Annotated in this window: 9 protein-coding genes; all 9 read right to left on the reverse strand. The window is 53.6% G+C overall.

The genetic code is table 11. The annotated features are described in order from the left end of the window. On the reverse strand, window positions 1-564 hold a 564-nt coding region (locus tag FBQ85_23680), incomplete at its 3' end, for a hypothetical protein (protein ID MDL1878140.1). 57 nt (window positions 565-621) lie between these two features. After that, on the reverse strand, window positions 622-1,653 hold the full coding sequence (locus FBQ85_23685) for a hypothetical protein (GenBank protein ID MDL1878141.1): 1,032 nt from the start codon (window positions 1,651-1,653) through the stop codon (window positions 622-624). Between the two features lie 56 nt (window positions 1,654-1,709). Further along, complete coding sequence (locus FBQ85_23690; GenBank protein ID MDL1878142.1) at window positions 1,710-3,062, reverse strand: hypothetical protein; 1,353 nt, start codon at window positions 3,060-3,062, stop codon at window positions 1,710-1,712. A 127-nt stretch (window positions 3,063-3,189) separates the two neighbouring features. Further along, window positions 3,190-4,713 carry a lipopolysaccharide biosynthesis protein gene (locus FBQ85_23695; protein ID MDL1878143.1) on the reverse strand — a complete coding sequence of 508 codons (1,524 nt, stop codon included), beginning with the start codon at window positions 4,711-4,713 and terminating at the stop codon, window positions 3,190-3,192. 46 nt (window positions 4,714-4,759) lie between these two features. Continuing rightward, on the reverse strand, window positions 4,760-6,106 hold the full coding sequence (locus FBQ85_23700; GenBank protein ID MDL1878144.1) for a hypothetical protein: 1,347 nt from the start codon (window positions 6,104-6,106) through the stop codon (window positions 4,760-4,762). A 67-nt stretch (window positions 6,107-6,173) separates the two neighbouring features. Next, the gene (locus FBQ85_23705) at window positions 6,174-7,082 is read right to left on the reverse strand and encodes a hypothetical protein (GenBank protein ID MDL1878145.1); all 909 of its coding nucleotides are present in this window, start codon (window positions 7,080-7,082) and stop codon (window positions 6,174-6,176) included. Next, window positions 7,055-7,900, reverse strand: coding sequence for a hypothetical protein (locus tag FBQ85_23710; protein ID MDL1878146.1), 846 nt, complete (start codon window positions 7,898-7,900; stop codon window positions 7,055-7,057). The genes FBQ85_23705 and FBQ85_23710 overlap by 28 nt, the downstream gene beginning before the upstream one ends. Window positions 7,901-7,914: 14 nt before the next feature. Further along, on the reverse strand, window positions 7,915-8,970 hold the full coding sequence (locus FBQ85_23715) for a glycosyltransferase (GenBank protein MDL1878147.1): 1,056 nt from the start codon (window positions 8,968-8,970) through the stop codon (window positions 7,915-7,917). Beyond that, a partial coding sequence (locus tag FBQ85_23720) for a tetratricopeptide repeat protein (GenBank protein ID MDL1878148.1) occupies window positions 8,894-10,193 on the reverse strand: 1,300 nt, incomplete at its 5' end. The genes FBQ85_23715 and FBQ85_23720, both read right to left, overlap by 77 nt.

Here is a 10,193-nt window from a genome sequence, read left to right on the forward strand (position 1 = left end):
CATAAGCCGGCTGATCTGTTTTTGGATGCGGGCATAATTTTCCGCAAGCTGTTGCAGTTCGTGGCGGTGATAACTCGCGCGCCGCTGCAACGCCGTTTCCGGGCGCACCACCATCAAAAAGGCCAGATCCGGCTTGGGAATGGCGTCGAGCAGCAGGCGCAAATACTTCTGCTCGCGCGCATTCGCGGCGCGAAACTGGGCGAGATTGTCGTAGAAGTAGCGATTCAGAACCAATAAATCATGGCGATGATACAGAAAACGATAAATCCGAAAACGGAGAATGCGCAGCAAATACCCGACAAACACCAATGTGGTTAAGCGTTTGTCGAGGCCGAGCCGGCGCTTGCGGGAGCCCATCATGAGCGGCCGCGACGGCTTTTCCGAAGACGATTCTTCCCGCATTTGCCAGGGCGCGCGCGAGGGCGGATTGAACAGTTGCCACCACCCCAGCATGCGAAAACGCAAATAATGCGGCGCATGACCAAACTCTTGCAGCAGCAGCAGCGTGTTTTGCGCATTTTTTGATTTGCCGCTGCCGACCATGCCGGAAAATGTAATCAGCATGCGCCGCTCTCCTCGAATTCTTTTCGATCGCCGCGGCGCACGGTGACGGCGTAACGCTCAAGCTTTGTAGCTGACATGCGAATGCATTCCTGAAATTTTTGCCAGGAAATAATTGAAATCCCGGTGGCGCGAGATATTGATGCGCCGCAAGGCATAGAGATTGGTCTTGTGATCATTGAATCCCGGAAGCTGGCTGGTGGCCGCAACGAATCCCAGCTTGCGCAGCAGTTCAATGTCACGTTTGCCGAAATCACGCGCCGAGCCGTTGGGATAGCTGAAAATCGTGCAGGGCGCGCCCAATTCGGATTCAATCAAATGGCGCGATTCGTTCAGCTCAAAATGCGCCTCCGCCAGGCTCAAACCCGACATAATGGAATGGGTATGCGTGTGCGAGCCGAAGCTGATGCGCCATTGCTGCATCTCCCGCACCTGATCCCATGTTAAAAAAGCATATCGTTCTGCCACCCCGCCATCAAGATCTCGCACAACGCCGATCTCTTCCGCCAATTTTGCAATGGCCTCTTCACGCGCTTTGGGGGGAAGCCGCTTGAGATAACCGCGCACCAAATCCGAGGCAATGATGCGATCGCGCGTCGTTTGCAAAGCCAGATGCTGCACTTCGCCGTCCATCGCGAATGCCAAGCCCGCGGTGGTGGCGGTTTGCAAAAGCCAGTCCACGCGCTCGGTCCACAATCCTAATTGCGGACTGTTGATGAAAGCCGTGGTCAAAAAAATCGTTGCGGGCAGATCATACTTTCGCAGAATCGGTGCGGCGACAGCATAGTTGTTGTAAAAGCCGTCATCGAATGTGATAACCAGGGCATATGGCGGCAACGGCTCGCGCGCAACCAAACGGCGCACCAATTCCGGCAATGACATGATGTGATAGTGCCGTTTCAGATAGGCCATTTGCTGGTCGAACATTTCCGCTGAAAGGCTGTTACGATTGAGATAACTATCGTCGCCGTTTGAGATCACGCCGTGATACGTCAAAATGACGGCTTGCTTGCGATGCCACCACCGCAAAAAGCGATAGACCCCGAGGCGGCGCAGGCCGGCATAAACATTTTTTTTGAGCGTCAAATTCATCACGATATTATGTTGGGCTTAAACGGCTTCGTTTTGATGATCGCATCACAACGTTCTCAAACCGTCGCAGCTTTGATCGCCGGCTTTTTAGGCGGCGGCAATACCCCGGGCGCTTTGGCCGGCAAGGGCGGCTTCGTGCTTTGCGCCGGTTCCGCTTCAGGCGTTTGCCGCTGTTGCAAGGTATAAAGCACGCCGCTCAATGCGACCATCCAATACAGGGAATCGAGCTGGTTATAATTGTGCGTCCACAGGCCGGGAAAGATGCTGATCAACCCGATTTCGAAAGACATGGCGCTGAGCTGGAGGGTCGTGGGCCGGGCGCCGCCGCTTTTCAGCGTTCTTCTCACTTTGCGAAAAAATCTCCAGGTCATAAGCGCTGTCATGACCCAAAAAATAAATCCGATGATGCCGAATTCACATGTGATTTTGAGGAAGCTATTGTGGGCATCGCGCGTGCCCAAATCGGTAAGCGCTTCATCCGGCAAATATTTCATCGAAACAATGGGATAATTGTCATAACCGATTCCCAGCGGATATTCCTGAATGATTTTGAAACTTGCTTCGTTGATAAGCGCACGCGAGGCCGCCGAGCTTTCGGAGCTGGGATCGAGAATCGTCATCATGTATTCAAAATAGCCCGGCGGGGTCAAGACGAAAATAAACAGCAATCCCCCGATAATCATCGGGGGCAAAGCTTTCAGCCGCATGCGTCCGGGCAAAAACAGTAACAACATGACGCTCACCGTTATCAGCGTCAGAAAAGTCGACCGCGAGCCGGATTCCGTATTCGGCAAAAAATTCAGCACAAAGGGGATGATGGCGCCGGCATACAGTTTCTCCTTCCAGTTGCCATAAATCACCATCAGGATCATCAGCGGCAAAAACATCATAAGGTGCGTGCCGCTGCCGCCGGTGGCCACGCCGATCTCGACTTCATCGATAATATTCCATTCCACGCCCCATTGCGCCATAAACGAGGTATACCAGCAGCCCGCAAAAATCACATACAGCAGGATGCGCAGCTCTTTCTCGGTTTTGATGATCTTGCTCATGAACCACGAGAAGACGATGATTTTCGAGAACTCAAACGCGCTCTCAAAGGCATGCCCAGAGTCAACCGCCCAAGCGCTGGTGATGAACGTCATCGCGGTAAAAGCAATCAGCCATCGCATCGGCGGATACGTGGGCGAGGGTATGCGATTCAACGTTTCTTGATTGATGAAATAAGATATCATCAACACCAGGGTGGCATAAAACTGAAAACGAATATCTTCCAGTCCCGTGCCCAAGACTCTCAGATTCAAATGAAAAAGCGCCACCACAACACAAACGCCGACAAAAGGCCGGCGCAGCGTCCAGCCCAGCATGGCGACGAAAATGGTAACGATGACGAGAACGCGAGCTGACACAGTTTTGTAACCTCAAGGTAATGGAAGAATCATCAGGCCCGGCTGCGCGCTTCAGGCCTTGACCCGCTGAGTTAAACTATACCCTCACTCCTCTTTTGAAGCGTAAACCGTTATATTCCGTGGCGTCCTACTTTGACGCGGAAGGCGCCAAGCCCGCAAGCTTTTTGCGATACTTTTTGGTGTATTTGGCAATATCACCGGACAATTCTCCCAGCAACGTCATGACGCGCTTGGGCCGCGCCAGCCACAGCACGCCGACATAAGACAGCCCTCCGGTTACAACCATGCCCAGCAGCAGCCAAATCGAATTTGCGCCGAGAAAATCCTGCATCAGAAAGCGAAACGCCATAACGGCGATAACCATGACCACGCTGCCGCCGACCGCCGGCATTTGCGGCAAGAGATACTCCCGCCATCCCACCGCACCCACACGTTTGAGCAAATTGACCATGAGAAACATGACGATGAATGCCACCGCCAGCACGGCAATGGACACGCCGACAATGCCATATTGCACGCCGATATACGTTGCGCCGGCGAGTAAACCGAACTCAATGAATCGCCGATATGCCGTATGCTTGACATAACCGGTGGCGGTAATGACCGAGTTTAAAAACGGATCGATCGAGCGCAGAATTCCGGCCAAACACATGATCTGCAGCGGCAGCGCCATGGGCATCCACTTTTCGCCATAAACCAGAAACACGAATTCCGGCGCCACCAGCATCATGCCGATGAGCAACGGATAGCTGGCGAGCGACACAGTGGTTAAAACTTTTTCAAATCCGGCTTTGATTTTTTCCGGTTGATCTTGCACGCGCGAGAACGCGGAAAACAGCACGGAGTTGAAAGCCTGGCTGATGCGCTTTTGCGGCAGCCGCATCAAATCATAGGCTTTCGAGTAATAGCCGAGCTGGGTGGTATTGAGATGGCGGGCGATCCAGAAGTAATCGACGTTTTCCGCCATTTCACGGCACAAGTTTCTCACGAAAACCCAGCCGCCGAAATGGAACAGCTCTTTGCTGGCTTTGAAGTCGATAATGAAACGCGGCCGCCAGCCGGCTGCGCGCGCCGTTAACACCGCGGCCACGGAGACGCCGAGCCATTTGCTCAGAATCAGGCTCCACACGTGAAATCCCATGAAAGCGAGCGTGACGGAGCTGAACACTTCGATCACGCGGTCAAGCATGTCAATCTTGGCCTGCTCTTTAAACCGCATTTGGCGCTTGAGCAGCGTAGAACTGGGGTTCGAGAGCGTATCGAGCAGCATATAAACCCCAACGGCGGGCATGACTTGCCACAAACGCGGCTCATGGAAATATTCCACCAAGAAGGGCAATGCCACTATAATAACGGCAAAGAGAAAGAGCTTGAGCGCAAGATCCATCCAGAACATGGTATTCACGTGTTCCGGCCCCACCTCCTCGCGCCGTTGAATAAGCCCCATGTTAAAGCCGAACTCGCCAAACTTGGTGGTGAAGCCGAGCAACATCGTTGCAATTTGCATGACACCAAAGTCTTCCACCGCCAGCAGCCGGGCGAGTATGACGCTGGAGAAAAATTGAAAAAACGTGCCGCTCAGGCGCGTGAGCGCGTTATAAAAAATCCCTTCTTTGGCCTGCTCACCGACACTTCTATTCTTACTGGACATGTACTCGTTTCTTGTAAAATGGCTTGCGGAATCTGTCGCGTTCCGCTCAGGTTTTCAAGGATTGCAAAACTTTGGGCAGCAGATGGCGCCGGAAAAAAGCGAGTGAAGTCGATACGCTGACGCTGGTGTCGAGCGTATGAAAGTCGAGCGTGCGCCCAAGCTCCTGGTAGCGTTGCCGGATATCGACGAGTTGCGACACGTTGAATTGCGGCTTGCGCGCATGAATGATTTCGGGCGTGGCATCGAGCAGCACAACGAGATCCGGCTGCGGATAGGTACGGCAAATCCATTGGCGAATGCCGTTGAAATAATCCATCGGGCGGTTTTTATAACCGATGAGAATATCATAAACATAGCGATCTGCCAGCACGATGCGTCCGCGCCGCAATTTGGGCAACACGAAGGCGACATAGCGAAACCACAACTCCGCGGCCAGCGCGAGATAAAAAATTCTACCCTTGAGGTCCCGCCAGAAACGGCTGAACGCCCCCGGCGTTTTGTGTTGAATTTTCCGGTTGCGATACTTTGCCTTGTCTTCGGGACGGTACGGTTTAATATGCAGCGCATTTAGAATTTTGATGAACGGCAGTTTGTATTGGCCCCAGGGCCCGAGATAAACAATATCTGTCGTAATCGTAGCGCTGCGAAATTCCCGGCGCAGGGCAGAAGTGATTGAGCTTTTGCCGCAACCATCCGGGCCGACAAACACAATCAATGCGCCGCGGCGCGGGCCGAACCATTTCTCCCAAAAGCCAAACAGGAACATGCGCACGCGCCGCAGGGCATTGCTCGCGGGCTTGAAGCGCAGCGAGCGGAGCGCCGCGCTGCGCAAACGCTTCACGGCTTTGGCATCTTCGCGCAGATTGACAAAATCTTTCCGCGCCCGGCTCAAAATTTCTTGCAGGCCAAATTCGCGCAAATGGGCGGCGAGATAATCCTCATCCAAACGCAAACGCAGCAATTCTTCCAGACGGCCGCGATGCTTTTGCTGAATTTCACCCTTGCCGAGTATGTTGTGAAAGAGCAGCGCCAGCAACTCATCTTCGTAGCTCAAGAAATAATAGTGCCCGTCCAGCCGCCGGCGCGCCAATAGGGTTTCGACATTCAGATACTCATAACCCTGATAGATCAAGCGTTCATGCACATCGATAATTTGCGGACCGGCCTCGTTCCAGCACAACATGACGAGCTTGCCCGGGTTACTCCGCCCGGACTTGAGCAGGCGAAAACCGTTTTGCTCGCAGCACGCCACGAACGCCTGGCGTTGTGTAAAATCGATCACCACATCAAGGTCGCGCATGCCAAGCTTTTCGGGATGATCGCGCAACAGGGCATACTTCAGGCCGCGTTTGTGCAATTCCTTCAACAAGGCCCCGTATGAGGTGGTCTTCACATCACGACTCACAGAATCTCCAGTTTTGTGGCGCGTGGACCGGGGACGATAGCCTGCAACAGCACGATTAGACAACGGTCTTTTCACTCGCGTGCCTCCCTGCACCGGCAAACGTTTTTGCCGTAAAAACTTCGCGCTCAAACAGAGCGAGCACATCGAAAAACTGGCGACGCACGAAGCGCGGGTTGTAATTTTTGGGCGAGCCGAGATAGCCTCGCAACCGATGTTGCCAATAGAGCATGACGATTCCCATCCAATCTTCCGGCCTGTAATCGTAGCGCTGCATCACGTTTTGAAAATGGTTATGGTGCACGCCCGCCGCGCTTTGGACCAAACGCAAGGCAATCGCAGGCGGCGCGTCGTGAAACGAACGCGCATCTAAACGAATAAAGAAATGCAGGACATCCATCAACGGAATCGAGCAAAAATCCGCCAAGTCCCAATCGATAAAGCCGGTGATTTCGAGCGTGCCGGGATCGGCCATGATATTCTTGATTGAAAAATCACCGTGTACCAATCCCAATACCAGTTCGCGATCGGCAAATTGCCTATGCCAGGCATCATAAATGCGGCGCATTCTGGCGCGATCATCAGCTCCGAGTTCGAGCCATTCCTGCACCGCCTGTGCCGGCTTTACAAAAACTTGTTGAAAAACCGTTTCGTTGACTCGCAGCGGCCTGACAAACTTCTCTTGCAATGCGAGCCAGCATTGCAAGATCTTTTGAATTTGCGCGGGTGTGCGCTTGGTCGCTGCCGGCAATTGATCCAAAGATCGCCCCGCCAAAAAGCTTTCAAGATGATAGCTCTGACTTTCGAACGCGCCTTGCGCCAGCAACTGCGGAAAAAGGCCTGGTTGTTCTTCCGTCAATTCCTGCGCTTCACGCAGGCGAGTCAGTGTTTTGGCGTTTTCACGCAAACGGATTTCCGCGTGCGGCACAAGCGGTAGCTTCAATAAAGCCTTGGGCTGGGTTGGCATTGCTTCGTTGCACAACACGAGTTGTACTTTGCCGCCGGCAAGCACATGAAGCCGCTGCTCCGGTCGCCACTGCGCGCCGCCAAATTTTTCCGGGTCCAACGGCAGATCGTTTGCCCGCCGGCGTGCCCATTCTTTTGCTCCGGATGCGGCCGTGCAATAAATTTGGGATGAACAAACGCCGGCGCCAGATGCAATTGCATACACATGTTCGGCAGGCGCTTGGCAAAAAGCGCCGACACCTGTGACCGGGACATCAAATCATCGTTTGACAGGAACAGCCGCGCATTCGCAGAAGGTTTTTGTCTGCTTGTGCGGTGCAGAAATTTACGCTTTAGAGATTGGCCAATCCGGGTCAGGGCTTGACCGGAAGACTCTTGCGCTAGAATCCACCAATCCGCTTCACGTGTTTGAGTCTGCGTCAACGTTTCGACCACGCTGCGCAACAGTTTTATATCCGGTGCGCTGTTTCTGGGTAGCACGATGATGGTTGCATAAGTCTCCGATATATCAGCCGCATGCTGTAAGATTCGAATATTACCGAGCGTCTTGAATTCCGCCAGTTCCGTGAGCAAGGCGGTCTCGGAGGCTTGCAAACCGATCACATCTACGCGTGAAGCATGCCGTGCAAAAGCGCACGCCACGGAAGTCAATCCCGGACAAAACAATAAAACCGGCTCTCCCGGCGTCAAACGTGTGAAAAATTTCCAAGCTCCGGGCAGTTCATAAATCCCGTCTTTGAGCAATCCTGCTCCCAATTGTTCCGGCAGGCTGTTATAATATTGCTTGAAACGGGACAAGACGGGTTTTGAGTGGCTCATGGCAATCTGAGGGCTCAGGCAGAAAGCTTGGCGGCAAGAGCCGTGCGCAGGGCTTGTTCTTTTTCACGCCAAATTTCCAGACGCTGCTGACGTTGCCGTTGCACAGCCGCTTTGCTTTCCGGCCAGCGGGCTTGCAGCTTTCGTATGCAGGCCACGATATCTTGCGGTGAATTGTCAACGTAGACCGCGGCCTGCCCAAAGGTCTCGCGCAAGATCGGCCAATCCGAGGTGATGATCGGCGTGCCGAGCGCCAGGGCCTCATATGCTCCGCGTTGCATGGTATGATCGCGTGTGGTCAACACCATCACGGCGTGACTGGTTTTGATGAGACCCGCATATTTTTCATCCGGCAGAAAGCCGGTGAAAAATAGATTGTCGGGTTTACTGTGAACATATTGCGGCGGCACGTCTTTCAGCTTGCCGGTGGCGTAAAACTCGATATCGCGCAGCTCGCGCGCGGCCTGCCAAATATTATCGAGCGGTTCATCGGGATTGTAGCTGCAAACTACCGCAATCGTGAAATGCCCATTACTGGGGAAGCTTCCGATCTGTTTGAATTGCACCGGCAAATCACCGATAACAATAACAGGCGCCTTCCAAACTTCGACTTGCCGGGCGAGATGCTCGTTGGTGACGATGTTGATGAGCGCACGGCGGTAGAACCAGGCATTGAGGAAGAGCAGGGGCTTCCAGCGCGACATAGTGAACGCAGCGGTGTGCGTATCGGTGACATATCCGGCGCGAAAAAAAAGGCAATAGAAATAAACCGGAATGCAAATGAACACCGGCGGCACCATGACCATGACCACTTGCGGGCGTTCACGCCATAACAGCTTCCAGGTCATCCACATTTGCAGCAGATACTTCAACCAAACCGTCACGTAATTGCTGCCCAGGTTTTCCGCATAAACCATCTTAGAATCGCCGCCGAGCAAACGCGCCAGATTGTCGCTGCGGCTGCAATTGGCCGCCCAGGAAACAAAAACAAGTTTTTTATTTTTCGGTATGCCCATTCGTTGCGTTTGTTTTGATGGAGTTCCAGAAGCGCGGCGTAGAGATGGCATGTTCATGATACTCACGCGGGCGCGCTTCGATCCAGGGCTGGTGCGTCAACGTCTGTTGCAACAGTTGCTCCATATTTTCATCCTGGCGGAACTTCAGATAAAGTTGATCCATTTTTTGGGCGTTTTCGCCATCGCCATCGGCGCGATACGTTTCCCGCAAATAAAAATACACGGTCGGATCCTCCGGATCGACGAGCAACGCCTTTTTGAAGGCGCGAATGGCGCGCGTATAATCCTGCATCAAATAATAAAGGCGGCCAATCTCGATGCGCAATTCGCGGTCATTTTGGTGCCCATCAAGCGCATTTTTCATTTCGTCCAGCGCCGCGGAATAATTGCCTTCACTCTTATAAGCCAGGCCGAGAAAAAAGTGTGCGCGCGAAGAATTCCGCGCAAGCGACAGCGCATGCAACAACGTCGTTTTCGCTTGCTCCAGGCGCCCGCTTTTCAACCAAACCATGCCGAGGTTGATCCAGGGATTATGCTCCAGCGGCGCATGCTGGCTGGCGCGCAGAAGGGCGCGTTCGGCGCCCAGCAGATCGTGTTGCCGCCATAGCCCGATGCCATAATCATTCCAGCGGGGCATGTCTTCGGGCATGTAACTTTCCATATAAAAATGGCGGTGCATGAGATTGTATTCCACGCCCAGATGCGCTTCGGCATGCGCCATTTCGATGACGGGAATAGCAACGCCGGTTCGCTGGCCATTGACAGAAGTGAGCGCAGACGAAAATTTCCGGTAATGCAATTTTGCGATGAGCTGGATGTTATTGCCGGGATTGGGCGGAATCTTAAAACGGTATCGAACCACGTCCACGCCATTGGGCGGCAGAAGATTGAGGGCGGCCACGCCGTGCGCCTTCCAACTTTCATAATGATAGACACGCTGGCCTGTGCTGTCCACCATAACGGCGCCATATCGGTGTGCATAAGGATCGACCCGCTGCAAATCGACCGTTGATCCGCCGCTCCAAAAAATGACCTGGCCAAGATCATTGATCGCTTTGAATTCCAACCAGGCTTCGGCCATATCCGAGACCCCGGCCGGGAAGCTGTGTCCGACAGCGCGTGAACGCACCACGACATCAACCCGTACGGATTCACCGGGATGCACGCGAACATTCTGGCGATCAAGCGGCGCGATGAAAGTCGTCTCCAGCGCAAGCGGTCTGGCCTCGGGGCTGATTTGATCTATATCTTCGTGATTGATCGTCGTTGCAGAAAGCGCA

The sequence above is a fragment of the Cytophagia bacterium CHB2 genome, from assembly GCA_030263535.1.
In the GTDB taxonomy this organism is placed as follows: Bacteria; Zhuqueibacterota; Zhuqueibacteria; order Zhuqueibacterales; family Zhuqueibacteraceae; genus Coneutiohabitans.